The organism is Arcobacter aquimarinus (assembly GCF_013177635.1).
GTDB classification, from domain to species: domain Bacteria; phylum Campylobacterota; class Campylobacteria; order Campylobacterales; family Arcobacteraceae; genus Aliarcobacter; species Aliarcobacter aquimarinus.
Genome location: NZ_CP030944.1, coordinates 422,906 through 447,648, shown reverse-complemented (window position 1 = coordinate 447,648; position 24,743 = coordinate 422,906). Strand labels below are relative to the sequence as shown.

At 26.0% G+C, this 24,743-nt stretch carries 25 protein-coding genes; 8 read left to right on the top strand and 17 right to left on the bottom strand.

Annotated elements, in window-relative coordinates; all coding sequences use genetic code 11:
- Positions 1–3: 3 nt before the first annotated feature.
- The 3 genes from AAQM_RS02240 to AAQM_RS02230 all read right to left on the bottom strand — a co-directional run bounded on the left by AAQM_RS02240 (position 4) and on the right by AAQM_RS02230 (position 2,247).
- Positions 4–306 carry a DUF2018 family protein gene (locus AAQM_RS02240; protein WP_129014270.1) on the bottom strand — a complete coding sequence of 101 codons (303 nt, stop codon included), beginning with the start codon at positions 304–306 and terminating at the stop codon, positions 4–6.
- A 137-nt stretch (positions 307–443) separates the two neighbouring features.
- Entirely contained in the window at positions 444–1,736 is a 1,293-nt protein-coding gene (hisD, locus tag AAQM_RS02235) for a histidinol dehydrogenase (protein WP_129094335.1), read from the bottom strand.
- A gap of 1 nt (position 1,737) precedes the next feature.
- Entirely contained in the window at positions 1,738–2,247 is a 510-nt protein-coding gene (locus AAQM_RS02230) for a shikimate kinase (protein ID WP_171920639.1), read from the bottom strand.
- Positions 2,248–2,368: 121 nt separating this feature from the next.
- On the opposite strand from AAQM_RS02230, the gene AAQM_RS02225 reads away from it, so the two are divergent.
- A complete protein-coding gene (locus tag AAQM_RS02225; protein WP_129094336.1) occupies positions 2,369–5,509 on the top strand; it encodes an EAL domain-containing protein in 3,141 nt (1,046 codons plus the stop codon).
- Here the strand turns inward: AAQM_RS02225 and AAQM_RS02220 are convergent.
- A complete protein-coding gene (locus AAQM_RS02220; RefSeq protein ID WP_129094337.1) occupies positions 5,506–7,428 on the bottom strand; it encodes a sensor histidine kinase in 1,923 nt (640 codons plus the stop codon). The two genes, AAQM_RS02225 and AAQM_RS02220, sit on opposite strands and share 4 nt — an antisense overlap.
- Entirely contained in the window at positions 7,422–8,300 is an 879-nt protein-coding gene (locus AAQM_RS02215; protein WP_129094522.1) for a 1-aminocyclopropane-1-carboxylate deaminase, read from the bottom strand. The genes AAQM_RS02220 and AAQM_RS02215 overlap by 7 nt, the downstream gene beginning before the upstream one ends.
- Before the next feature lie 66 nt (positions 8,301–8,366).
- Between AAQM_RS02215 and AAQM_RS02210 the strand changes: the two genes are divergently transcribed.
- The 3 genes from AAQM_RS02210 (at position 8,367) to AAQM_RS02200 (ending at position 9,666) form a co-directional block, all read left to right on the top strand.
- Positions 8,367–8,837: a MotA/TolQ/ExbB proton channel family protein gene (locus tag AAQM_RS02210; protein WP_129094338.1), complete on the top strand. Its 471-nt coding sequence runs from the start codon at positions 8,367–8,369 to the stop codon at positions 8,835–8,837.
- A complete protein-coding gene (locus AAQM_RS02205) occupies positions 8,837–9,229 on the top strand; it encodes an ExbD/TolR family protein (protein WP_129094339.1) in 393 nt (130 codons plus the stop codon). The genes AAQM_RS02210 and AAQM_RS02205 overlap by 1 nt, the downstream gene beginning before the upstream one ends.
- A 218-nt stretch (positions 9,230–9,447) precedes the next feature.
- The gene (locus AAQM_RS02200; protein ID WP_129094340.1) at positions 9,448–9,666 is read left to right on the top strand and encodes a cold-shock protein; all 219 of its coding nucleotides are present in this window, start codon (positions 9,448–9,450) and stop codon (positions 9,664–9,666) included.
- A 57-nt stretch (positions 9,667–9,723) separates the two neighbouring features.
- Here AAQM_RS02200 and AAQM_RS02195 read toward each other — a convergent pair whose 3' ends face one another.
- Both AAQM_RS02195 and AAQM_RS02190 read right to left on the bottom strand, forming a co-directional pair.
- Positions 9,724–10,098, bottom strand: a complete 375-nt coding sequence (locus AAQM_RS02195; RefSeq protein WP_129094341.1) for a DUF779 domain-containing protein — start codon at positions 10,096–10,098, stop codon at positions 9,724–9,726.
- Between the two features lie 77 nt (positions 10,099–10,175).
- The gene (locus AAQM_RS02190) at positions 10,176–11,672 is read right to left on the bottom strand and encodes an aldehyde dehydrogenase family protein (protein ID WP_129094342.1); all 1,497 of its coding nucleotides are present in this window, start codon (positions 11,670–11,672) and stop codon (positions 10,176–10,178) included.
- Between the two features lie 217 nt (positions 11,673–11,889).
- Here AAQM_RS02190 and AAQM_RS02185 point away from each other — a divergent pair, with 217 nt between their 5' ends.
- Positions 11,890–13,797, top strand: a complete 1,908-nt coding sequence (locus AAQM_RS02185) for an FIST N-terminal domain-containing protein (RefSeq protein WP_129094343.1) — start codon at positions 11,890–11,892, stop codon at positions 13,795–13,797.
- Entirely contained in the window at positions 13,794–14,453 is a 660-nt protein-coding gene (locus tag AAQM_RS02180) for a response regulator transcription factor (protein ID WP_129094344.1), read from the top strand. Before AAQM_RS02185 ends, AAQM_RS02180 begins: the two co-directional genes overlap by 4 nt.
- Positions 14,454–14,483: 30 nt before the next feature.
- On the opposite strand, the gene AAQM_RS02175 is transcribed toward AAQM_RS02180, so the two are convergent.
- The 6 genes from AAQM_RS02175 to AAQM_RS02150 all read right to left on the bottom strand — a co-directional run bounded on the left by AAQM_RS02175 (position 14,484) and on the right by AAQM_RS02150 (position 20,199).
- On the bottom strand, positions 14,484–15,500 hold the full coding sequence (locus AAQM_RS02175) for an ABC transporter substrate-binding protein (protein ID WP_129094345.1): 1,017 nt from the start codon (positions 15,498–15,500) through the stop codon (positions 14,484–14,486).
- Positions 15,497–16,252 carry a spermidine/putrescine ABC transporter permease PotC gene (gene potC / locus AAQM_RS02170; protein ID WP_129094346.1) on the bottom strand — a complete coding sequence of 252 codons (756 nt, stop codon included), beginning with the start codon at positions 16,250–16,252 and terminating at the stop codon, positions 15,497–15,499. The genes AAQM_RS02175 and potC overlap by 4 nt, the downstream gene beginning before the upstream one ends.
- Positions 16,249–17,088 carry a spermidine/putrescine ABC transporter permease PotB gene (gene potB / locus AAQM_RS02165; protein ID WP_129094347.1) on the bottom strand — a complete coding sequence of 280 codons (840 nt, stop codon included), beginning with the start codon at positions 17,086–17,088 and terminating at the stop codon, positions 16,249–16,251. Before potB ends, potC begins: the two co-directional genes overlap by 4 nt.
- Entirely contained in the window at positions 17,081–18,166 is a 1,086-nt protein-coding gene (potA, locus tag AAQM_RS02160; protein ID WP_129094348.1) for a spermidine/putrescine ABC transporter ATP-binding protein PotA, read from the bottom strand. Before potA ends, potB begins: the two co-directional genes overlap by 8 nt.
- A 145-nt stretch (positions 18,167–18,311) precedes the next feature.
- Entirely contained in the window at positions 18,312–19,379 is a 1,068-nt protein-coding gene (gene fbaA, locus AAQM_RS02155; protein WP_129094349.1) for a class II fructose-bisphosphate aldolase, read from the bottom strand.
- Between the two features lie 10 nt (positions 19,380–19,389).
- A complete protein-coding gene (locus AAQM_RS02150; RefSeq protein ID WP_129094350.1) occupies positions 19,390–20,199 on the bottom strand; it encodes a peptidylprolyl isomerase in 810 nt (269 codons plus the stop codon).
- Between the two features lie 204 nt (positions 20,200–20,403).
- Between AAQM_RS02150 and hsrA the strand changes: the two genes are divergently transcribed.
- Positions 20,404–21,090 (top strand): homeostatic response regulator transcription factor HsrA, encoded by a 687-nt coding sequence (gene hsrA / locus AAQM_RS02145; protein ID WP_128985309.1) that lies wholly within the window; start codon positions 20,404–20,406, stop codon positions 21,088–21,090.
- 25 nt (positions 21,091–21,115) lie between these two features.
- Positions 21,116–22,393 (top strand): sensor histidine kinase, encoded by a 1,278-nt coding sequence (locus AAQM_RS02140; RefSeq protein WP_129094351.1) that lies wholly within the window; start codon positions 21,116–21,118, stop codon positions 22,391–22,393.
- On the opposite strand, the gene AAQM_RS02135 is transcribed toward AAQM_RS02140, so the two are convergent.
- From AAQM_RS02135 to rpsO, 4 genes are all read right to left on the bottom strand, one after another.
- Positions 22,390–22,818: a CoA-binding protein gene (locus tag AAQM_RS02135; protein WP_129094352.1), complete on the bottom strand. Its 429-nt coding sequence runs from the start codon at positions 22,816–22,818 to the stop codon at positions 22,390–22,392. The genes AAQM_RS02140 and AAQM_RS02135 overlap by 4 nt on opposite strands.
- Positions 22,819–22,872: 54 nt before the next feature.
- A complete protein-coding gene (locus tag AAQM_RS02130; protein WP_129094353.1) occupies positions 22,873–23,919 on the bottom strand; it encodes a DHH family phosphoesterase in 1,047 nt (348 codons plus the stop codon).
- A complete protein-coding gene (locus tag AAQM_RS02125) occupies positions 23,919–24,317 on the bottom strand; it encodes an RrF2 family transcriptional regulator (RefSeq protein ID WP_128985305.1) in 399 nt (132 codons plus the stop codon). The genes AAQM_RS02130 and AAQM_RS02125 overlap by 1 nt, the downstream gene beginning before the upstream one ends.
- Before the next feature lie 143 nt (positions 24,318–24,460).
- Positions 24,461–24,733, bottom strand: coding sequence for a 30S ribosomal protein S15 (gene rpsO / locus AAQM_RS02120; RefSeq protein WP_129094354.1), 273 nt, complete (start codon positions 24,731–24,733; stop codon positions 24,461–24,463).
- Positions 24,734–24,743: the final 10 nt, after the last annotated feature.

The following is a 24,743-nucleotide window of genomic DNA, read 5'->3' as shown; positions in this document are numbered from 1 at the left end:
ACCTTATGAATCTAATCTACAAATAATTTCACCTGTGAATTCAACATAAAGACCTTTTTTCATAGCTTTTACTTTTTCATGATTTTCTAAAGTGTACTCTTTAATATATTCATTTATATCAAAATTCTCATCTTTATCTTGAGATACTATCATCTCTAAAACAGCTAATTTTTCGATAATTTTATCAATTTCTTCTTCTACAATATCTTTAGAAGCTTCTCTACTCACATCAAAAAATTTCGATTTAGGACTTCCCATAAAAATATCATCTTCATCTTCACTAAACCAATCACCAAACATTGACATAATTTATTCCTTTTAAATCGTCCCTTTATAAAGGGAACCTATTTCATTTAATTTCTACTTTTTTAGCAGGATTTTGCAAAATCCTTAAAAAAAGTAGCAAAAACCTAAAGGGCTTTAAAGATAAAGCCTATTCATATCTATTTTTCTAATCTAACTCTTACAGATTTTGCGTGGGCTGTTAAACCTTCTGTATCAGCTAAAATTGCACATGCTTCTCCAAGTTCATTTATAGCATTTTTTGAAAAACTAATAATTGAACTTTTTTTCATAAAATTTTCCACATTTAAAGGACTATAAAACTTAGCAGTACTTCCTGTTGGAAGAGTATGATTTGGTCCTGCTATATAATCACCTATTGGTTCAGGTGTATTTTCACCTAAGAAAATTGCACCTGCATGTTTTATATAAGGTAACAACTCAAAAGGATTTTTAGTCATAACTTCTAAGTGTTCAGGTGCTATTTCATTCATAAGTTCAATTGCTTCTTCCATAGATGAAGCTACAATAATAGCCCCTCTTTCTTCTATAGATTTTCTAGCAATTTCTTCTCTACTTAAATTTTTTAAATACTCTTCAACTTCATTACTTGTAAGAGTTGCTACCTCATCACAAGTTGTAATCATAATTGAACTTGCCATTTCATCGTGTTCAGCTTGTGATAAAAGGTCAATTGCTAAATAATGAGGTTTTGCTGTTTCGTCAGCTAAAATTCCTATTTCAGAAGGACCAGCTATCATATCGATATTAACTTCTCCAAAAACTAACTTTTTAGCTGTTGCTACAAAAATATTCCCAGGACCTGTTATAACATCAACTTTTGGAATAGTTTTTGTTCCATAAGCCATAGCTGCAATTGCTGAAGCTCCACCTACTTTATAAACTTTTGAAACTTTGCATAAATAACAAGCCGCAAGTAAAAGTTCATTTACCTCATTATTTGGAGTTGGTGTACATACAACTATCTCTTTAACACCTGCAACAATAGCTGGAATTGCATTCATTAAAAGTGAACTAGGATATGCAGCTTTTCCTCCTGGAATGTAAAGTCCAGCTCTATCAACAGCTGTTACTTTTTGTCCTAAGATAGTTCCATTTTCTTCAAAATCAAGCCAAGATTTTGGAAGTTGTTTTTCATGATAAGCTTTTATTCTATCATAAGCTATATGTAAAGATTTCTTTAAGTTATCATCAATATTTTCATACGCTTTTTTCATATCTTCTAAAGAAATTAAAAGATTTTCATCACTTCCAACTTCCCATTTATCAAACTTTGATATATGTCTTTTTAGTGCTTCATTTCCATCTGTTACAATCTCATCAATGATATTCATAACAATAGAAGAAACACCTTTTATATCACTTTTAGCTCTTGCTAATATATTTTCAAACTCTTCATTAAAATTTGTATCTTTAGTATTTATTATTTTCATTTTATATTTGTCCTAAAATCTCTTTAACAATTAATTTTATATCTTTTTTTTCAACATCAACAACTATATCTGCAACACTTTCATACAAAGGTGCTCGTTCATTAAAAAGTTTTGTTGCTGCTTTTAAATCTTTTAAAAGAGGTCTTTTTCTTAATTTATTTTTTGCATTTGGTGCGCTGTTTATCCTATCTAATATCCCTTTAAATGATGATTTTAGATATACAACTTTTCCAATCTTTTTTAGATTTTCTTGTTTGTAAAACCCACCACCTGTTGAAATCAATGTTCCTTTTACATTATTTTCTAACCACAAAGCAGTTTTCTTCTCAAGTTCTCTAAAATAAGGCTCACCCTCTTTTTCAAATATCTTTTTAATCTTTCGATTTTCCATACTTTCAATTAAATCATCTGTATCAATAGCGTACATTCCTGATTCTTCAACAATAGCTCTAGCAACTGTGCCTTTTCCAACACCCATAAAACCAATTAGTATAATATTTGTATCTTTCATAGTTGCGGATTATATCTAATTTATAGTAAATTTATAGATTACATAAAAAGCTATTAGTTTTTATTATGTATTATTTTGATAGAATTCAAGCCAATTTTATACTTATTCTAATGGAAAAAATATGTCCTTAAATAATCTTATTTCCCCAATAAAAGATTCTATTAATTGTAAAGCAACTTTACAAGATATTCTAGATGCAATGATAGAAAATCATACAAAACATTTTGTTTTGATTGAAAATAAAAAACCAGTTGGAATAATTACAGAAAGAGATATTTTACTTTTATATACAAATCATGTTAATTTAAATTTAAAAGCTATAAATTACGCAAAAAAAAACCTAATAAGTGCAAAATCAAATCGAAAAACAAATTATATTTTAGGACTTATGCTAAATCATAAAATTAGAAGAATTATTGTTACAGATAATGAAAATAATTACATTGGTTCAATTTTACAAGAAAAAATTATTTATGAATTTGAACAAGATATTTTTAAAACAAATATAAAGGCTATAGATTTAGTAAAAAACAAACAAAAAGCAATTTTTGTAAATAAAGATTCTTCTATTCAAGATGCTTTAAATATTATGAATAAGCATAATATAGGTTCAATTTTAGTTTTTGATGATTTAATTCCTATTGGTATTTTGACTGAAAGTGATATTATAAATCTCGCACAAAAACATATAGATACTTCATTAAAAATAGATGAATATAGTCATAAAAACCTAATCGTTTTTGATAGTAAAAAACCTCTATTTGAAATAGTAAAAATTTTAAAAGAAAAAGATATTAGAAGGGCTGTAATTTTTGATGATGAAAAAAAAGAATATTTTATTATCACATCTAAAGATATTTTAAATAATATAAAAGGAAACTACAATCTATTCTTAGAATCTAAATTAAAAGATGTAAAAAATACATTCAACTCTTTAAATGAAGCAGTAATTGAACTTTTTGACAATGAAGAAGAACAGATAATTTATTGGTTTAATGATAAAGCAAAAAAATTATTTGATATAAGAATAGACCAAAATATAGACTCAATTATTCCTTTTCAAAAATGGGATTATATTTATAAAAAAATAAAAAATAATAATTTTAATGAAAATGAAATAATAGAAATTGGTGATAATATCTTTCAATTAACAGTTATTGTTACAAAAATTTTAGATAATTCTATTATAAAACTTCTTTTTACAAATATCTCAGAAATAGCAAATACAAATATACAAATAGAAAATTCTTTTAAACTTTTATATGAACAAATGCCTTATCCTTATCAATCTTTAAATCATTTAGGTCAAATTACAAATGTAAATAATAAATGGCTTGAACTTACAGGCTATAGTAAAGATGAAGTTATAAATCAAAAATTTAGTAAATTCACAGATGAAACTCATGAAACTTTAAAAGGTTTGTTTTCAATATTTTTAAAAAATAAAACTATAAAAGATGAACGAATTAAAATAAAAAAGAAAAATGGTGAGACATTAATAGCTAGCTTTACAGGAAATATCTCAAGTGTAAATGGAAATATTAAAACTCATTGTGTTTTTAAAGATATCACTTTAGAAGAAAAAATCCAAAAAAAACTAAAACTTTCAGATATAGTTTTTGAAAATACAACTGAAGGCATTATCATTACCAATGAAAAAGGTGAAATTATCTCAGTTAATAATGCTTTTACAAAAATCACTGGTTATGAATTTGAAGAGGTAAAAAATAAAAATCCTAAAATTTTAAAATCAGGAAAACATAGTAAGGATTTTTATAAAAATCTTTGGGAAAATTTATTGAAAAATGATTCCTACAAATGTGAAATTTGGAATAGAAAGAAAAATGGTGAAATTTATCCTGAATGGCTAAATTTAAGTATTGTAAAAGATACAAATGGAAATATTTTAAACTATGTTGCACTATTTTCAGATATTAGTAAAATCAAAAATTCTAGTGCAAAAATTGAATTTTTAGCACATCATGACCCACTTACAAATCTACCAAATAGACTTTTATTAAAAGCTAGATTAAATAAATCTATTGAAAAAGCAAATGAATTACAACAAAGACTTGCTGTATTTTTTATAGATATTGATAATTTTAAAATAATAAATGACACGTATGGTCATTCTATAGGGGATAATATAATAAATTTAGTTGCAACTAGACTTTCAAAAAATATTAGAAAAAATGACACTATTTCAAGAATTGGTGGAGATGAATTTATTATTGTAATTGAAGATATTTTAGAAATAAGTGATATTGAATCAATAGCAAAAAAAATTCTTTTTGATTTTAAAGAACCAATAAAAATGGAAGAGTATTTGTTTGATGTGACAATAAGTATTGGTATTTCTATTTTTCCAAATAATGGTTTTGATGTAGAAGATTTAATAAAACATGCAGATACAGCAATGTATAGTGCAAAAAATGCAGGAAAAAATCAATTTCATTTTTATAAAAATGAAATGACTAGTGAAATTTATGAAAAAGTTATTATGAAACAAGAGTTAAATGATGCTATTCAAAATAATGAATTTGAAGTATATTATCAACCTCAAATTGATTTAAAAACAAATAAAATAATAGGTGCTGAAGCTCTTGTAAGATGGAATCATAAAAGTTTAGGTGTTGTTTATCCAAGTGATTTTATATCTCATGCTGAAGAAACAAAACAGATTATTCCTATTGGTGAATTTGTTTTAAAAGAAGCGTGTGCTTTTATGAAAAAATTAAATGAATCAAAAATTTTAGAAAAAGGTATTATCTCAGTTAATATTTCAAGTATTCAGATAAAACATGGAAATTTACTAAATAAAGTCACTGAAGAACTTAAAGTATCTAAATTAAATCCTGCTAATTTAGATATAGAATTAACAGAAACATATATAATGGAAAATATTCAAGAATCTATTTTGATTTTAAATGAGTTAAAAAACTTAGGGGTAAAACTATCTATTGATGATTTTGGGACAGGTTATTCTTCTCTTAGTTATTTAAAACTATTTCCAATTGATAAATTAAAAATAGACAAATCTTTTTCAAGCTCTTTGCCAAATGATAAAAAAGATGTGGCAATTACAAGAAGTATAATAGCTTTAGGTAAAGGCTTAGAAGTAAAAGTTATTGCTGAAGGTGTGGAAACTCTTGAACAAAAAGAGTTCTTAGAAAAAGAAAATTGTGATGAAATTCAAGGATGGTTTTATTCTAAAGCTTTAAAAGAAGAAGATTTTATAAAATTAGTAAAAGAATTTAATTAACTCTTTTCTAATTCTATAAAAAGTGTTATTTCAAAAACAGCTCCTTCGTAAGAGATATTTTCATGAATAAAACTTTTATTATAAGCAATAATTTCACCTTTCATATGTTTTTCAATAATCTCTTTTGACATATAAAGTCCTATTCCTGTACCTTTTGATTTGAATTTTGTTGTAAAATATGGTTCAAAAATCTTATCAATAATATTTTCAGGAATTCCTCCTGCATTATCTTTTATAAAAAGTTTAACTCTATTTTCTTCTTTTTTTATCTCTATAAAAATATATTTATTTTGATTTTGGTTTTTTTCTAGTTGATCTTTTGAATTATTTAAAATATTTATAATTACTTGTAATAACTCATTTTTATATCCATTAATATAAACATCTTGAAGATTTTTTATTAAAATAATTTCATTTTTATTTAACTGTTTTTCTACCAAATCAAAAACATTTATAAATAAATTTTTTAAATTAAAATTACTTAATTCTTTATTTGGATTAAAATAATCTCTAAAATCATCAATTGTTTGAGATAAATATTTTGTTGTGGTTGAAATCATATCCATTGAAGAAATTATTTCTTGTTTTTCAACATCAGAATATTCAAGTTTTACTTTCAGACCTGTTGAAATTGTTGAGATTGAACTAAGTGGTTGCCTCCATTGATGAGCAATATTTGCAAGCATTTCACCCATTGAAGCCATTTTAGATTGATTTGCTAAAATCACATCCTTTTGTTTATCTTTTTTTATATGAGTTAAAACTTGTTGTTTATATTTATAAAATCTCTTTTGTAATTTCTTAGAAAGATAAAAAGATAAAAATAAAAAAACAAGAGTTAATATTGAACTCATTACTAATAAATTAATCAAATTATTAAAATATTCCTCTTTAAACTCTTGTTCTTTTACTTTTATTTGTTCATCTAATTCATCTGTATAAAAACCTGTTCCTATTGCCCAGTCCCAATCTTTAAAACCTTTTACATAAGTAATTTTTTCTGCTGGTAAATTTGTTTCAGGTTTTATAGTGCCCACGTACTTTAAAAAACCCTCACCTATTTGTCCTAATTTTATAATCTCTTTTGTAATCATAAAACCATTTTCATCTTTTAAATCTATACGATTAGCTTTAATATATGTTTTTTGTATATGTGATAAATAAGTACCTTTTGAATCTACCACTAAAATATATCCATTTTTAGAATACCTGATACTATTTAAATAATCTAAAATTTCCTCTTTTAATTTATTTTCAAAATCTTCCACATATTCACCTGTTCCTATATGCCAGTTATAAGGTTCAAATATTTTATTAAAAGTGATTTTTTTATATTCTTTACTTAAATCTTCAGGTTTTTCCCAAAATAAATTTGTATAAGATTCATCTTTTATCTCTAAATCTTTTTTTATATTAAGAAATACCTCTTTTACTTTTTCATTTTTAAAATTTAAAATATTTCTATTTTCTAGATTTGGTAAGAGTGGATGTAAAATATTATATCCATCCATTGAATATATATAAAAATAACCCCTATTATCATTAAACTTTAATTCTCTCAAAGAATCTTTGATACGATTTGTTATTTGCTCTTTTGTTTCAATATTTTTATATTTTTCATATATATATGTCATCACAGAGTGTGCTTCTAAAACTCTATTTTTTATATCTTTTTTTAATTCTTCTTCACTATTTAGTTTTTTGTGAGAGATATAGTCATAAACTTTATTTACTTCATCTTTAATCATCTCTTTATTTTTATCTAAATACTCTTTTTGCAAAATTTTTAAATCTTTTTGTAAAACTATATTTTTATCAATATATAAAAGAAAAGTAATAGATATACAAATAAAAATCACTATCAAAATAGGTGTATATTTTATAAAATTAATAAGTTTTATCTCTTTTTTACTTAGCATAATCTGTTTTCTTCTTTTTTATCAAATTTAAAAGAGTATCTCTCTTTCATAGAAATATTTCCCAAAAGTCCACCTTGATGAATATATAAAATCTCAAAATCTCTATTTCGTAAATTTTTTGTATATTTATCTAAACAGATCCAACCTAAACTATCATAAAGTAAATCAAATTCAATATTTGTTTGCTTTAATAATTCATTATGAATTTCATATAACTCTTTATAAAGTTTCCCAAAATGATATTTTTTCTCTTTTTTTAAAATTATTGGAAAATTAGATTTTTCAAGTTCTAAAAACTGTTTTTCTAAATATTCATCATCACCAACACAAGAACAAGTCAAAACTTCAAAAGGAAGAAATTTTTGTAAATAAAGTGATGTTGTTCCTGTACCACTTGGTAAAAAAACTTTTAGATTTTTTATTTGATTTTCTTCTGCCCAAGTTTTTATCTCATTTGCTAAAATCTCTATTCCAAAAGAAGCCTCTTTTACAGCTCCACCTTCGCTAATAAAAAGTTCATCTTCTTTGAAACTTTTTGGAACTTCAGCTTCAATAATATTCATTCCAAACTCTTTAGCAAATTTATAATTTCCTACTGGATTTTCTTTTAAATATGAAGCAATATGATCAACATAATAATCAAATTTCCAACCTTTGATTTTACATAATACAGAAAGAGAATACATTGCATTTGATTGTGCAGAACCAAAGGATATAACTTTTTTTACTTCAGGAAAATCATTTTTCAAAAAATAGTAAAACTTTCTAGCCTTATTTCCTGAAAAATCTTTGTTTAATAAATCATCTCTTTTTACAAAATATTTTTGATTATTAAAGCTTATTTGTTCAATAGGGGAATTTATGTAATTCATAGGTGAAATTGTACCATCTATTAACAAAATTTTTTGTACAATACTGAAAAATTATTAGGAATTAAAATGGATTTAATGAGTTATATTGATAAAGGTGGAATTATTGTTTATATTTTGATAGCTTTAAATATAATTGGATTTACAATTATATTATGGAAATTTTTTACACTTCCTAGAAAAAGAACTATTATTAGTCAAATTAAACAAAAAATCACAAATAACTCTACTATTAATTCTCAAATAGAGTATGAAGTAAAAAAATTAGAATCAGGGCTTACAATAATTAAAAATATTGCAACAGTTGCTCCTTTATTAGGACTTTTAGGAACTGTTATTGGTGTTTATAAATCTTTTGAAGCTATTACTTTAAATGGTTTAGGTGACCCAACTATATTTTCAAATGGCATTGGAATAGCGCTTATTACAACAATTGCTGGTCTTATTGTTGCTATTCCTCATCAAATAGCTTATAATCATTTTATTTCATTAATTGATTCTATTGAATTAAAAGCTAAAAAAGAGCTAGTGAGCGAATAATGAAAAGAAGAGAAGCTTTAGGCTTAGATTTAACTCCTGTTATTGATGTTGTTTTTATACTTTTAATATTTTTTATTGTAACAAGTGTCTTTAAAAAAGATGAATTAGCTTTAATGTTAGATTTACCAACTTCAAATGCAAAAGAGATAGAAGTAAAACAAGAACAAGTTTTTATTGAATTAAGTCAAAATAAACTTGCGATAAGAGGAATTGAAGTATCTTTTGATTCATTAGAAGATAATTTAAAAGCAATAAAAAATAAAGAAAATGCTGTAATAGTAAGAATAGATAAAAAAGTAGAGTACGAAAGAGTTGTTAAAGTTTTAGATTTGCTTCAAAAATATAACCTAACTAATTTAGCTTTAGTAACCAATGAAAATAGTAAAAAATAATAAATAAACCATAAATTTTTAAATTTCTTACAAAAATAGACGCATTTTTCTCTTTTTATAATATAATGTTATCCATTGAAAGATGGTTCAGAGTTCATCTATAGTTTATGTTTTTCTTGTAACGCGAGTTTTAGTACACAATCAATCTAAAGAATTCTCAATTTTATATCTTCAACACACTTTAGAAATGAAGTATTTTAACAAAAAAAGGAGTTACAATGGCAACATTAGTAAACGGTACAGTAAAATGGTTTAACAGTGAAAAAGGTTTCGGATTTATCGAACAAGAAAATGGTGGAAAAGATGTATTCGTACATTATAGAAACATTAACAGCACTGGATATGGAAGAGTTTCATTAAATGACGGTCAAAAAGTTAGTTTTGAAGTTACTCAAGGTGAAAAAGGTTTACAAGCAGAAAACGTAACTGCTTTATAATTTTAGCTTTACTATTTAAAAAGGGGAAAGAGTTTATCTCTTTTCCCTTTTTTTAATCTATTTTTCCTCTTCTTTTAATAACTGTTTATACTCTTCATCTGTAAAAATTCTTGATTTTGTAATAAACTGATAACCTAAATCTATCTCTAATGAAAATGAATTTCCAAAGGCAGCTTTCTCTTCCCTTACATCAATCGTAATAAAAGAGTGTTTGAAATATTCAAATTGGTCTTTATCTATAAAAAATTCGCATCCACAAATTTCACCTAATTTTACATTACGACTAGGAACATAAAAATCGCCTTTTTCATAGCACATAGGAGCTGTTCCATCACAACATCCTCCGCTTTGATTAAAAACCAATTCACCATGCTCTTTTTTTAATCTTTCTATTACTTCAGCAGCAGCTGGTGTTACATCTAGTCTTTTCATTTTTTCTCCTTATTAAAAGAAAAAAGCCCATAGAAAAATTCTACAGGCTTAATAAGTTTATGATTTTATCTAAAATCCTAGAAGAATCCTAATTTATTTTTGTTGTATGAAGTTAAAATATTTTTTGTATGTCTATATGAATTTAGCATCATCATATGTGTTTCTCTTCCAATTCCTGATTTTTTATATCCACCAAATGATGCATGAGATGGATATAAGTGATAACAATTTACCCAAACTCTTCCAGCTTCTATACCTCTACTCATTCTATGTAATTGGTGTGCATCTCTTGACCATACACCTGAACCTAAACCATAAATTGTATCATTTGCAATTTCTAATGCTTCAGCTTCATCTTTAAATGTTGTAACAGCAAGAACTGGTCCAAAAATCTCTTCTTGGAAGATTCTCATTTTATTGTGACCTTTAAATAATGTTGGTTGAATATAAAATCCATTTGGATTTGTTTCTGATTTATAAACATCACCACCAATTAATAATTCTGCTCCTTCTTCTTTACCAATTTTAATATATTCCATAATCTTTTCTTTTTGGTTAAGTGAACATTGAGCACCCATCATACACTCAGTATCTAAAGGATTTCCTAATTTAATTGCTTTAACTCTTTCAAGTACTCTTGCCATAAATGGCTCATAAATTGATTCTTGAATTAAAGCACGTGAAGGACAAGTACAAACTTCACCAGAGTTAAATGCAAATAATACTAAACCTTCGATTGCTTTGTCAAAGAATTCATCATCAGCATCCATGATTGATTCAAAGAATACATTTGGTGATTTTCCACCTAACTCTAGCGTTGAAGGAATAATATTTTCTGTTGCATATTGCATAATTAATTGACCAGTTGTAGTTTCACCAGTAAATCCAACTTTTTTAACTAAAGGATGAGTTGAAAGGAATTTACCAATTTTTCCTCCAGCACCATTGATGATATTTACAACACCTTTTGGTAAAACATCTTGAATAGCTTCCATTAATAATAAAATTGACATAGGAGTAGCACTTGCTGGTTTCATAACAATACAATTTCCAGCAGCAATTGCAGGAGCTAATTTCCAAGCAGCCATCAATAATGGGAAATTCCAAGGAATAATTTGTGCAACTACTCCATAAGGCTCATAAATTTCTTGAGAAATTGTATTTTCATCTAAATCAGAAACTGTACCTGATTCTGCTCTAATTACAGATGCAAAATATCTAAAATGGTCAACAACCAAAGGAACGTCAGCTGCCAAAGTTTCTCTAATAGTTTTACCATTATCTAAAGTTTCTGCAACTGCTATATTTTCAAGATTTGCTTCAATTGCATCTGCGATTTTATTTAATAAAGTACTTCTTTCAACAACTGATGTATGTTTAAATGATTGAAATGCTTTATTTGCAGCCAAAATTGCAGCTTCAACATCTGCTTCATTTGATCTTGGAATTCTAGTTAATAATTCACCATCAACAGGAGAAATATTATCAAAATATTCACCACTTGTTGGAGCAACCCATTCTCCACCAATGAAGTTCTCATATTGAGGTTTATATGTTGGTTTTGTATAAATCATTTTTAATCCTTTTTTATTAAAAGTTATTGGAAAAATTTGTCATCTTATTAACTTTTCTTTTTCACTTAGTGAAATTCTACATAAGATTTATAGCGTGAGTTTAGCCTTAGTATAGCATAAATATAGCAGTGCTAATTTTTGTTACAAAATACGATAGTCACGAGCCTTTTAGGATTTTTTTTCTTTTATTTTTTTATTTATCTGCTACAATTTTTTTATGAAAACATATAATTACACAATAAATAAAGAACATTTAAAATCATTAATTGATTTTTCTTTATTTAAAAATGAAAAAAATATATTAATTCAAATATTTTGTGGAGAAGCAAAAGATATTTTAGAAAATATATTAAATACGATTTTAAAAGAATTACCAAATGCCATTTGTATTGGTTCCTCTACAGATGGAGAAATTAATAATGATAAGATTTCAACTTTAAATACTGTTATAACTATAAGTGTATTTGAAAAAACTAAACTAAAAATAGCAAAAGTAAATGAAGATGATTCTTATTCAAATGGAAAAAAATTAGCAACTCTTTTATGTAAAGAAGATACAAAACTTCTTATAACATTTACAGATGGTGCAAAAACAAATGGTGAAGAGTTTTTAAATGGTATCAGTTCAATTAATAATAAAGTTATTGTAAGTGGTGGAATGGCGGGAGATAATGCATACTTTACTCAAACTTTTATCTCTTGCCAAAATGAAATACTAACAAGTGGTGCAGTTGGTGTCTCACTTAGTTCTTCAAATTTAAAAGTTTGTAATGCTTATAATTTCAATTGGTCACCAATTGGAATTGAACATACTATTGATGAAGTGGAACAAAATCGTGTTTATAAAATCTCAGGACTTACTCCTTTAGATTTTTATGAAAAATATTTGGGTGAATACGTAGCCAAATCACTTCCAGCAACTGGTATCGAATTTCCTTTAATAGTACAAAAAAACAACATCCCGTTAGCACGTGCAGTTATTGCTAAACATGAAGATAGAAGTTTAAGTTTTGCAGGGAATCTTCATAAAGGAGACGTGGTAAAACTAGGTTTTGGTAATGTTGAACTTATTATGAGTAATCCTCTTAAATCACTATTTTCAAAATGTTGTGTAAAAGATACTGAAACATTTTTTATTTATGCTTGTATGGCAAGACGAAGATATATGCCTAATTTAATTGATATTGAAATAAAACCTTTTTCAAAAATAGCACCAACTGCTGGATTTTTTACCTATGGAGAGTTCTATCATAATAGTGGAAATAATGAACTTTTAAATCAAACTTTAACTATTTTAGCTTTAAGTGAAAAAGATGGTGTAAATTATGAAGAAAAAACTATTGAACATATAGAAGATACAAAATTAAGCGACCATGCAAAAAGTTTGCAAGCTTTAACTCATTTAATTCAACAATCTTCAAAAGATTATAACAAACAATCAAAAGAGTTAGAAAATGGTAATATTTATGCTCAAAATCTAATAGCATCACAAAAACAATTTTTAAAACATGCAGTTCATGAAACAAATACTCCCTTATCAATTATTATGGGAAATATTGAGATGTTTGAAATGGAATATGGTAAAAATAAATATCTTTCAAATATTGAAGTTGCAATGAAAAATATCTTTAGTATTTACGATGATTTAAGTTACTTAGTAAAAAAAGACCAAGTAAATCAAGCAACACATGATATCGATATTGTTGATTTTATAAGAAGTAGAATTGATTTTTTCTCTTCAAGTGCTTTAAAAGCAAAATCAAAATTAATATTTAAATCTTCAAAAAATAAAATTATTTTAAATTTTAATGAAATAAAACTTCAAAGAATCGTGGATAATAATTTAACTAATGCTATAAAATATACTCTTCCAAATGAAATAATAAATGTTAAACTTGAAATAAACAATAATGAGTGTGATTTTATAATAGAGAGTCGTTCTGTCCAAATTTTAGACCCTCAAAAAATATTTGAAGAATATTATAGAGAAGAGGTTTCAAAAGATGGATTTGGATTGGGTTTAAATCTAGTAAAAAGAATATGTAATGAAGAAAATGTTGGTATTAAATTAGAATCTGGGGAAAATTGGGCTTCATTTACATATACATTCAAAGGAGTATTATGAAAATTTTATTAGTTGAAGATGATAGTATGTTAAATGAAATGATAACAGAATATATTCAATCAACAGGACACATTATAAAAAGTGTGAAATCAGGTAATGAATCTTTAGAAATTTTAAAAAATGAAAAATTTGATCTATTAATTTTAGATATTAATCTTCCTGATATTGATGGATTTACAATATTAGAGAATATGCACAAAGAAAAAAAAGTTATACCTACAATTTATATCTCTGCACTTATTGATATTGAAGATATTTCAAGAGCATTTGATTTAGGATGTTTTGATTATTTAAAAAAACCTTTTCATCTAAAAGAACTAACTTTACGAATCAATAAAATTTTAAAAACAAGAATAGTTCCCCAAAGACATAAAAGATTATCAAAAAATTATAGTTTTGATTCTGAAAATTCTACTCTTTTATTTAATAATGAACCACATATTTTACCAAAAAGACAACTACAAATAATTGAACTTTTAGCTCAAAATAGAAGCCTTGTAGTTCAGTATGATATGTTCAGAGAATATGTTTGGAATGATGATTATATTGATAATGCAACTATTAGAGCAGAAGTAAATAGAGTAAAAACTGTTTTAAAAGAGGATTTTATTAAAAATATAAGAGGAAGTGGATATATGATTGAAAGACCTGAGTGAGGTCTTTCAAATAAAAAATATTTTTTTAAATTAATTAGTTTTTAATTTCTCCCAATATTTCTCATAAGTTGGTAAAACTTCTCCAACATCTATTTGAAATTCACTATTTAATAAATCATCTTCATTTGGATAAATAGTTCTATTATTTCTTGTTTTTTCATCTAAAAGTTCTAATGTTTTAGCATTTGGAGATGGATATCCAATCTCTTCACTAATTATTTTTGATACTTCAGGTTTTAATAAATAATTAATAAAAATATGAGCATTATCAATATTTTTTGCACCTTTTGGAATAACTAAAGAATCAATCCATAAAAGTGTTCCCTCTTTTGGATAGATATATTTTATAGCTTCATTCTCTTCATTTGCCATAAAACCTTCACCATTAAAGTTCATCCCAAGTTTTACTTCTTCATTTAAATATACTTGTTTTTGTGATTCTGAATAAAACATCTTTACATTTGGTAAAAGTTCTTTTAATTTTAAATAAGCCTCTTCTATCTCTTTTGGATTAGTAGAATTAGAAGAATATCCTAAAACTTTAAGAGCAACACCAAAAACTTCTCTCATATCATCGTTTAATAAAACAGAATTTTTATACTCAGGATTCCATAAGTTTTTCCAAGAATCAATAGGTTCTTTTACTAAATCAGCATTATAACTAATCCCTGTACTTCCCCATAAATAAGGAATAGAATAATCATTATTTGGATCAAAAGGTTTTGATAAAAGCTTTGTATCAAGGTTTTTATAATTTGGAAGTTTTGATTTATCTAATTTTACTAATAATTTTTCTCTACTCATTTTATTTACAAAATAAGTTGAAGGAACAATAATATCATAACTTGAAGTACCTATAGTTTTAACTTTTGCGTACATTGCTTCATTTGAATCATAAGTTGAGTATTTAACTTTTATACCTGTCTCTTTTGTAAAGTTTTTTAATACAGAATCAGGCATATATTCAGACCAGTTATAAACATAAAGCACTTTTTCATTTCCAAATAGGCTTAAAACAAGTGCAAACAAAACAAAAATAAATTTCATTTTTTCTCCTTAATTAAAAATTGAGTAAATAATACCATAAGCAATGTGAAAATAAACATGATTGTACATAGGGCGTTTATTTCAGGTTTTACCCCTAATTTTACCATTGAATATATTTTTAAAGGCAAAATCTCATAATCAGGACCTGTTACAAAAAAGCTAATTATCACATCATCAAATGATAGAGTTAAACTAAGTAAAAATCCAGCAACAATTGCTGGAATTATATTTGGTAATATTATATTAATAAATGTTACAAATTCACTAGCTCCCAAATCTTTAGCAGCTTCAATAATATTTTTATCAAAACCATTTAATCTTGCCATCACTGTTACAATCACAAATGGTAAACAAAAAGTCACATGAGCGATTAAAAGTGTAGTAAATCCTAAAGGTAAAGAGATAAAAACAAACAACATTAAAAATGATATTCCCATTACAATTTCAGGTGACATAATCAAAACATATACCAATGATTGCATCAATTTTTTTCCTGAAAAATCGTATCTAAAAAGTGCTAAAGCACCTAAAGTTCCTAAAACTGTAGCAATAGATGCAGAAACAAAAGCCACACTTACAGAATGCCATGCTGCTTCAAGCAAAGAATCAAAAGAGATTAAATTTTCATACCAAATAGTAGTAAATCCTTTCCATTCAATACTATATTTAGAATTATTAAATGAATAAACTATTAGTACAGTTATTGGCAAATATAAAAGAATATAAATAAAACTAGCGTATAACTTTCTCATTTAGTATTCCTTTGCACTTTTGCTAATAAAGCAAGCATTATAAACATAATTATCAATAAGATAACACTAGCAGCAGAACCAAATGGCCAATCTCTAAATTGTAAAAATTGATTTCTAATAAAACTTCCAATTATTAACTCTTTTGCTCCACCTAAAATATCAGGAATAAAAAACATTCCAAGAGCAGGTAAAAATACCAAGGTACTTCCAGCAATAATTCCAGGTAAAGATAAAGGAATAATTATACTTTTAAAAGTATTGATTTTTGAAGCACCTAAATCTCTTGCAGCTTCCACTAATCTAAAATCTATTTTTTCAATAGAGACATATAAAGGTAAAATCATAAAAGGCAATAAAGTATAAACCATCCCTATAAAAACAGCCGTTTGGGTATACATAATCTCAAGTGGTTGTTCAATAATTCCCAACCAAAGTAAAAAGCCATTTAATAAACCTTTAGTCTTTAAAATAGCAATTAAGGCATAAGTTCTAACTAAAGAGCTTGTCCAAAAAGGAATAATTACAAGCAATAAAAGCAAAAATTTATATTTTTTTGGTGCTGTTGCAATTATATACGCAAAAGGATAAGCTAAAACAAGTGTTATAATTGTTGTAATTAATGCTATATATAATGAATCTAAAAATATAGAAAAATAAATAGGATTAAAAAGTTTTCTATAACTTTCCAATGAACCTGAAAATATCAAAAATTCATCTGTTCCTTTTGTTAAAAAACTACTAATTATTACAAGTAAATTTGGCAAAAAAGCAAATAGCATAAGCCAAAAAACCACAGTAAATACAGAAATTTTTGCAAATAAAGAGAGTTTATTCATTATTTAATAAAACCTCCCAACCATCAACCCAATAAAGAAATAGTTTAGAACCAACCTTATAACCTAAAGCATCACTATCTTCATTATAAAATTCACTTGCAATTACTTCTTTTCCATCTTCAAGTTTTACTAAAAGATCGATAGTTGTTCCTTTATAAATTATGTTTTCTAACTCACCTATAAAATAATTATTTGATTTTACATCTTCAAGATTTTTTTCAACTCTAAAATCTTCAGGTCGAATAAGAATAGTACAAGTTTTATTAAATCTCTTTTTTGATTTTAGATTAAATACTTTTTCATTATATTTCAAAGTTATTGCTTCATCTTTTTGTTCTATCACTTTTGTTTCAAAACAATTAGCTTCTCCAATAAATTGTGCAACAAAAAGATTTTTTGGATCTTCATAAATCTCTTTTGGTGTTCCTATTTGTTCAATATTCCCTTTATTCATTACAACAATTCTATCAGACATAGAAAGAGCTTCTTCTTGGTCATGTGTTACAAATAAAAAAGTAATTCCAAGTTTTCTTTGTAACATTTTGAGCTCAATTTGCATCTCTTTTCTAAGTTTATAATCTAAAGCACTTAAAGACTCATCAAGAAGCAAAATCAAAGGTTTATTTACAACAGCTCTTGCAATTGCCACACGTTGTTGTTGTCCACCACTTAGTTCATTTGGTTTTTTATATATATGTTGAGATAATTTAACCATAGAAAGGGCATTTTCTACTTCAATTTTAATTTGTTCTTTTGGTATTTTTTTCATTTTTAAACCAAAAGCAACATTGTCAAAAATATTCATATGAGGAAAAAGAGCATAACTTTGAAAAACTGTATTTACAGCTCTTTGTTCAGGAGGAAGATTATTAATATTTTTATTTTTTAAAAGAATTTCACCAGAATCTGGATTTTCAAATCCAGCTAAAAGTCTTATAATTGTCGTTTTACCACAACCACTAGGACCTAAAAGAGTTAAGAATTCTCCTTCAAATATATCTAAATCTATATTTTTCAAAATAGGAGTATTTTTATAATTTTTACATAAGCCTTTTAAAGAAAACAAGCCATTATTCATATCATTTGAGTCCTAAAATAATTTTTTCGAGATTAACATAAATATAATTAATGTTGACTTTTTACTTTGTAATTATATTGTTATTAAATGTGAGAGAATAATATTCATAAGAATGAATATTTTAGAGAGAAAACTCTCTAAAATATTAGTTTTTATTTAAAGCACAAAGATCAGAAAATGCAACTTCAAGTCTAGCAATCATACTTTCTTGCCCAGATCTAATCCATTTTCTTGGGTCATAGTAGTTTTTATTAGGTTTGTCTTCACCTTCAGGGTTTCCGATTTGTCCTTGTAAATATCCATGATATTTAGCTTCATAAGCTCTAACACCATCCCAAGTTGCCCATTGTGTATCTGTATCTATATTCATTTTAATAACACCATAAGAGATTGCTTCTCTAATTTCTTCAAGTAAAGAACCAGAACCACCATGGAATACAAAATCAACTGGTTGAGTTGATGTCCCTAGTTTTTCTTGAATATATTTTTGAGAGTTATCTAAAATTTTTGGACTTAATACAACATTTCCTGGCTTGTAAACACCATGAACATTTCCAAAGCTTGCTGCTATTGTAAAATTAGCTCCAACTTCACTTAATTTTTCATAAGCATAACAAACCTCTTCTGGTTGAGTATAAAGTAAAGCATTATCAACATCAGAGTTGTCGACACCATCTTCTTCTCCACCTGTAATTCCAAGCTCTATTTCAATCATCATATCAAGTTCATTCATCTTTTTGAAATACTCAACACAAATTTCAATGTTCTCTTCTAAACTCTCTTCACTTAAATCAAGCATATGAGAAGTAAATAAAGGTCTTCCTGTTTGTTCAAAATGTTTTTTACCTGCATCTAATAATCCATCAATCCAAGGTAAAAGTTTTTTAGCTGCATGGTCTGTATGTAAAATTACAGGGATTCCATAAGCTTTTGCCATAGTATGAACATGATTTGCTCCACTTATTCCACCTAAAACTGCAGCATCTGAAGTTTTTAAACCTTTTCCTGCATAAAATCCAGCTCCACCATTTGAAAACTGAATAATAATAGGAGAGTTTACTTTAGCTGCAGCTTCTAAAACAGCATTAACAGAGTCAGTTCCCACAACATTAACAGCAGGAATTGCAAAATTATTCTCTTTAGCATAAGAAAAAAGTTTTTTAGCTTCGCTACCTGTTAAAACACCTGCATTTACAATATCTAATACACCCAACTTATACTCCTTATTTAATTACTATTTTTGCGTCTTTTCTTAATTCGTCTGTTAATTCTTTAACTTTTTTGTTATAAGCATTTCCTAATAAAATTTGAGAAATATTTCCTTCAACTTCATTAAAAGTTAAAGTTTTTGAAGGGATTTTATCTTTTACATAAATTACATGATAACCAAATTCACTTTTAGTTGGAACTTTAGAATAAGCACCTTTTGCTAAATTTTTTGCACCTGTAAAAAACTCCGGAACCATTTGATCTTCTGTGAATTTACCTAAATAACCACCATTTTGTTTTCCTGTTGGATCTTCAGTTTTAGCTTTTGCTAACTCTTTAAATTTTTCTTCTTTTTTTGTTGATTTATCTAATTGTTTGATAATATCAAAAGCTTCTTTTTCAGTTTTTACTAAAATATGGCTAGCTTCTATAGCTTCTGGCATTACAAACTTATCTTTATTTTTTTCAAAGAAATCTTTTTTTTCTGCGTCTGTAAATTTAATTTTATCAATTTGATTTTTTTGCCATACTTGGAATGCTAAATCTTCTTTTATTTTATTAATAGCTTCAAGATATTGAGCATCTTTTTCAATACCATCTTCAATAGCTTTTTTAGCTAATAATTTTCTATTAATAATTTGTTCTAAAATTTGATTTTTTGCTGTTTGAGGTAATTTATCAAAATCTACTCTTGGATCTTGTAAAACCATAGAGATATCTTGTTTAGTGATTTTATCACCATCAACTGTAGCATAAAAGTCAGTTGCATTTAATGTTGTCATTAAAGCAATTGAAGCAACGAAACTTGAAACTATTTTTTTCATTTTATTCCTTGAATATATATTTGCCGTATTTTATCTTTTCATAGTTAATAAATAGTTGATTTTTATTAATAATTAGCATTTTTATAAAAGAAATTTTTTCATAATTTAAAAATTTTAAAATTTAGCTTAAAAAAGCTTTAAATTTTTCAAATTTTATGATACAATTCCGCAAAATTTAAACTTAACTTAAATTTAAGGAATTATATGAGAATTTTGATTATTGAAGACGAAATTACACTAAATAGAACATTACAAGAGGGTCTTACAGACTTTGGTTACCAAGTTGATACTGCAGAAAACTATAAAGATGCAGAATATTTTATTGATATTAGAAACTATGATTTAGTATTAACAGATTGGATGTTACCAGACGGTGATGGTATTGAACTTTGTAAAATTGTAAAAAATAGAAGTTCAAGAACAGCAGTTGTTATTATCTCAGCAAGAGATGATAAAGAATCTGAAATTGAAGCACTTAAATCTGGTGCTGATGATTTTATTAAAAAACCATTTGATTTTGATATTTTACTTGCTAGAATTGAAGCTAGATTAAGATTTGGTGGAACAAACATCATAGAAATTGATGATTTAATTATCAACCCTGATGAAGAAAAAATTGAATATGCTGGTGAAGAAATTGAATTAAAAGGTAAACCTTTTGAAGTTTTAACTCACCTTGCACGTCATAGAGATCAAATTGTTTCTAAAGAACAATTATTAGATGCTATTTGGGAAGAACCTGAATTAGTAACACCAAATGTTATTGAAGTTGCGATTAACCAAATTAGACAAAAAATGGATAAACCATTAAATATCTCTACAATTGAAACAATCAGAAGAAGAGGATACAGATTCTGTTACCCAAATGTAGCGGAAGATGCTAAAAAATAATTAATTCTCTTTAGGAATTATAAAGATGAAAAGTAAAAGTATTTATAGACAATTTTATAATAAATTGATTATAGCTACTTCACTTTTTATCATTACTCTCTCATTTATTTTTTATGAATATGCAAGAGCAACTATTTATGATGATATTCAAAATGATATGCTTAAACAATCCAAACAAATAGAAAAAGGATACATATCATTTGAAAAATTTGCTCCAGTAAAATCCCAATATCAAACTATTGATTTAATTAAAAATATTGAATTAAAAGAATTAAAATTTTTTAATTATCAAAAGGGTGGTAGTTATTATATAAAACTTCTCTATCCTTTTGATTTAGAGAATAAAATATTTCTACAAATTGTAAGAAATATTAGTTTTGAGAGAGAACTTTTATACTCTGTAATATTTAAAAATCTTTTTATTTTAGCAATCCCTGGATTCATTTTAATGCTTTTATACTCTTTAGTTGTTTCAAAATCTTTGCTAAAACCAATTATACAAATAAATAAAAAACTTGCAAATATGGATGAAAACTCATTGACTCAAATTGATAAAAAAGATTTACCAATAGAATTTCACTCATTAGCAAACTCTATAAATTCTCTTACAAACAGAATAGAAACTTATGTTAAATTCAAAAAAGAGCTTTTTATAGGAGCTGCTCATGAGTTAAAAACTCCTCTTGCAGTTATGAAATTAAAAAATGAAGTAACACTAAAGAAAAAAAGAGAAATTGAACAATATGAAGAAGCTTTAAAATTAACTGTTAAACAGATTGACGAAATGAATAAAATGATATCTTCAATTTTAGATATAGGAAGAACTGAAGGAGCTCAATTTGAACAAACAACAGATATTGATTTAGTTGATTATATGAAAAGAAAAACAAATGATTATAGAATGTTAAGTGCTCAGAAAAATATAATTATCACATTTTTCTCAAATGTAAATCATTTGAATACTTCTATTCAATTAACTTTATTTAATCAAATTATTCAAAACTTTGTTCAAAATGCAATCAAATTTACTCCAAATGAAAAATCAATTGCTATAAAACTTAGAAAAACAAAAGATGAAATCATCATAACAGTTACGGATGAAGGAATAGGAATAGATGAATCTGTTGATTTATTTGCTCCATTTAAAAGAGTAGGAAACCAAAGTGGTGTAGGTCTTGGGCTCTTTTTAGCTAAAAATGCAGCTGATGCGTTAAGAGCAAAAGTAACACTTACAAATAGAACAGATGGGAAAACTGGATGTGTTGCTAAGTTAGTTCTTAACAACCCATCTAATTTAGATTAGAATAAATTTCTATGCTCAATTTTCGTACATTTATTTTGTACAACTTTTAAACCTGCTTCTTTTGCTTTTAATGCAGCTTCATTATTTGCAAGCCCTAATTGAAACCATACACAATCAACATCTCCTCTTGATATTGATTCATCTACAATTTGTGCTATTGCATCAGGTTTTCTAAAAATATCCACCATATCAATTTTAAAAGGTATTTCAGAAATCGTTCTATAAACTTTTTCTCCTAAAATAAACTCCTCTTTTGGATATACAGGAACTATTTTAAATCCAGCGCTTTGTAAATAAGCTGCAACCATATTAGAAGCTTTTGATGGATCAGGTGATAATCCTGCAATTGCTATTGTTTTTGTATTTTTAAAAATCTCTATAATCTCTTCACTTTTTGAATTAATAGTTGGAAATTCACACTCCATTTTATATCCTTTATAAAAAATTGTTCTATTATAAGTAAAATATTTAAAAATAAACTAAATTTTATTAAGTTTATTTTGTATATAGTTTTTAACATCTGAAAAATTTATTGTCTCTTTAAAATCTTCAAATTTTCCACCACTTGCATTTACATGTCCACCACCATTAGCTAATTTTGCAGCTAATATAGAAACATCAAGTTTTCCATCTGCTCTAAAAGAAGCACTTCCTTTTTTATTTATATCAATAAAAAAATCATAATCAGGATTTGCCTTTAAAAAAGCATTTGCTGGAATAGAGATAGAACCTAAGCAATAAGTCAAAAGTCCTTTGTGTTCTTGATATGTTACAGTTAATTGCTCTTTTATATCATCTAAAGTTTTCACCAAATAAATTGCACTTAAGTTATCTAAAGTATCATCTTTATTATTTAATTTCAAAAACTCTTTTTTTATAAAGTGTACTTCGTTATCAAGTTTTATATGCCCATCAACTTCATCTAAATATTTTGATGCCTCTTTTAATAAATAAAATTTGAATTCTCTACTTAAATCCGCAAATAAAATATTGTTTATTTCTTTTACTTTTGTTACCATTGACATTAAAACTTTTCCAAATTCAAAGTTTTTTTTCTCATGTTCAAGCCAAATATCTACAGCATTCACAGCATCAACTAAAGGCTTAAGCCAAGCACTTGTATTACAATCGAAACCTTCATATTCTTCAAACATATAATCATAAACAATTTTTGTAGCACATCGTTTATCATCTAAATAGTACCAATAAAAACTATCTGCACTTTTTTTACCACTTACATGATGATCTAATAGCTGTAATTTGATTTTATATCCATTTTCATTCATTTTAGATATGTCTAAATCCAAATCCTTTGATTCTTGAAAAGTTAAATTTAAATCTGTAATTAAAAATAGAATCTCTTCATCTTTAAATTCAAGCATATCTTCTAAAGCTTTTTTGATAGATAATTTTACTTCTAAACCATAATTAGCATTATAAAAATATCCCTCTTTAAAAAACTCTTTTGTAATTAATTGACATGTAAAACCATCTAAATCTGTATGTGATATATGAAATAGTTTCATTAAGCAATATCTTTCAATGTTAATTCTTTAAGGAAATCATTAATCTTCATTTGAAGATTATTTAATAAAGGCCAAATAGTACAAAGCATTGCAACTTGATTAGGGCAACTCTCAACAGATGGAGAGCATTCAAAAACAGAAGGAAGCTTCTCTTCTGCTGCCATTACAATTTCTAATATTGTAATTTTATCCCAATCTTTATTTAAGGAAAAGCCTCCGTTTACACCTCGGTGAGAGATAACTAAACCTTGTTTTGCTAGATTTTGCATTATTTTTGCTAAAAATGATTTTGAAATATTTAATTCTTTTGATAATACATCCACATTCTTTGCTTCATCGCTTTTTGCAATTGAAATCAAAGACAATAGTGCATATTCACTCTTTTTTGTTAATAACATATTATAATTTTCCAATATTTATATAAATTTGTATATATTTTACAAGAAGTATTATTAATATTCGTTATTAAAATAAATTTAATAGCAAAAAAAAAGGGTTGAGAATAAATCTCAACCCTTTTTTCGTAGAAAAAAAACTAAAATTATTTAGCTCTAATTCCTAAAGATGCAACTAACTCAACAAATGAAGCGTAGTTTGTTCTTCTTAAATATGCTAATAATCTTTTTCTTTTACCAACCATTTTTAATAGACCTAATCTTGAAGAGTGATCTTTTTTGAAAACTTTTAAGTGTTCTGTTAATATTTTAATTTGCTCTGTTAATAAAGCAATTTGAACTTCTGATGAACCTGTATCACCATCTTTTTTTCCGTATTTTGCAATTATAGATGCTTTTAGTTCCTGATCTAAAGCCATTTTGACCTCC

Excerpts from the sequence above, each read along its gene's own strand:
- AAQM_RS02185 (WP_129094343.1), top strand. The coding sequence starts at position 11,890 with ATGAAAACATATAATTACACAATAAATAAAGAACATTTAAAATCATTA.
- AAQM_RS02220 (WP_129094337.1), bottom strand. The coding sequence starts at position 7,428 with ATGCTAAGTAAAAAAGAGATAAAACTTATTAATTTTATAAAATATACA.
- AAQM_RS02210 (WP_129094338.1), top strand. The coding sequence starts at position 8,367 with ATGGATTTAATGAGTTATATTGATAAAGGTGGAATTATTGTTTATATT.
- potA (WP_129094348.1), bottom strand. The coding sequence starts at position 18,166 with ATGAATAATGGCTTGTTTTCTTTAAAAGGCTTATGTAAAAATTATAAA.
- AAQM_RS02190 (WP_129094342.1), bottom strand. The coding sequence starts at position 11,672 with ATGATTTATACAAAACCAACATATAAACCTCAATATGAGAACTTCATT.
- AAQM_RS02225 (WP_129094336.1), top strand. The coding sequence starts at position 2,369 with ATGTCCTTAAATAATCTTATTTCCCCAATAAAAGATTCTATTAATTGT.
- potB (WP_129094347.1), bottom strand. The coding sequence starts at position 17,088 with ATGAATAAACTCTCTTTATTTGCAAAAATTTCTGTATTTACTGTGGTT.
- AAQM_RS02195 (WP_129094341.1), bottom strand. The coding sequence starts at position 10,098 with ATGAAAAGACTAGATGTAACACCAGCTGCTGCTGAAGTAATAGAAAGA.
- AAQM_RS02130 (WP_129094353.1), bottom strand. The coding sequence starts at position 23,919 with ATGAAACTATTTCATATATCACATACAGATTTAGATGGTTTTACATGT.
- AAQM_RS02200 (WP_129094340.1), top strand. The coding sequence starts at position 9,448 with ATGGCAACATTAGTAAACGGTACAGTAAAATGGTTTAACAGTGAAAAA.
- rpsO (WP_129094354.1), bottom strand. The coding sequence starts at position 24,733 with ATGGCTTTAGATCAGGAACTAAAAGCATCTATAATTGCAAAATACGGA.
- AAQM_RS02135 (WP_129094352.1), bottom strand. The coding sequence starts at position 22,818 with ATGGAGTGTGAATTTCCAACTATTAATTCAAAAAGTGAAGAGATTATA.
- AAQM_RS02180 (WP_129094344.1), top strand. The coding sequence starts at position 13,794 with ATGAAAATTTTATTAGTTGAAGATGATAGTATGTTAAATGAAATGATA.
- potC (WP_129094346.1), bottom strand. The coding sequence starts at position 16,252 with ATGAGAAAGTTATACGCTAGTTTTATTTATATTCTTTTATATTTGCCA.
- AAQM_RS02175 (WP_129094345.1), bottom strand. The coding sequence starts at position 15,500 with ATGAAATTTATTTTTGTTTTGTTTGCACTTGTTTTAAGCCTATTTGGA.
- AAQM_RS02140 (WP_129094351.1), top strand. The coding sequence starts at position 21,116 with ATGAAAAGTAAAAGTATTTATAGACAATTTTATAATAAATTGATTATA.
- AAQM_RS02230 (WP_171920639.1), bottom strand. The coding sequence starts at position 2,247 with ATGAAAGATACAAATATTATACTAATTGGTTTTATGGGTGTTGGAAAA.
- hsrA (WP_128985309.1), top strand. The coding sequence starts at position 20,404 with ATGAGAATTTTGATTATTGAAGACGAAATTACACTAAATAGAACATTA.
- AAQM_RS02125 (WP_128985305.1), bottom strand. The coding sequence starts at position 24,317 with ATGTTATTAACAAAAAAGAGTGAATATGCACTATTGTCTTTGATTTCA.
- AAQM_RS02240 (WP_129014270.1), bottom strand. The coding sequence starts at position 306 with ATGTCAATGTTTGGTGATTGGTTTAGTGAAGATGAAGATGATATTTTT.
- AAQM_RS02215 (WP_129094522.1), bottom strand. The coding sequence starts at position 8,300 with ATGAATTACATAAATTCCCCTATTGAACAAATAAGCTTTAATAATCAA.
- hisD (WP_129094335.1), bottom strand. The coding sequence starts at position 1,736 with ATGAAAATAATAAATACTAAAGATACAAATTTTAATGAAGAGTTTGAA.
- AAQM_RS02205 (WP_129094339.1), top strand. The coding sequence starts at position 8,837 with ATGAAAAGAAGAGAAGCTTTAGGCTTAGATTTAACTCCTGTTATTGAT.
- AAQM_RS02150 (WP_129094350.1), bottom strand. The coding sequence starts at position 20,199 with ATGAAAAAAATAGTTTCAAGTTTCGTTGCTTCAATTGCTTTAATGACA.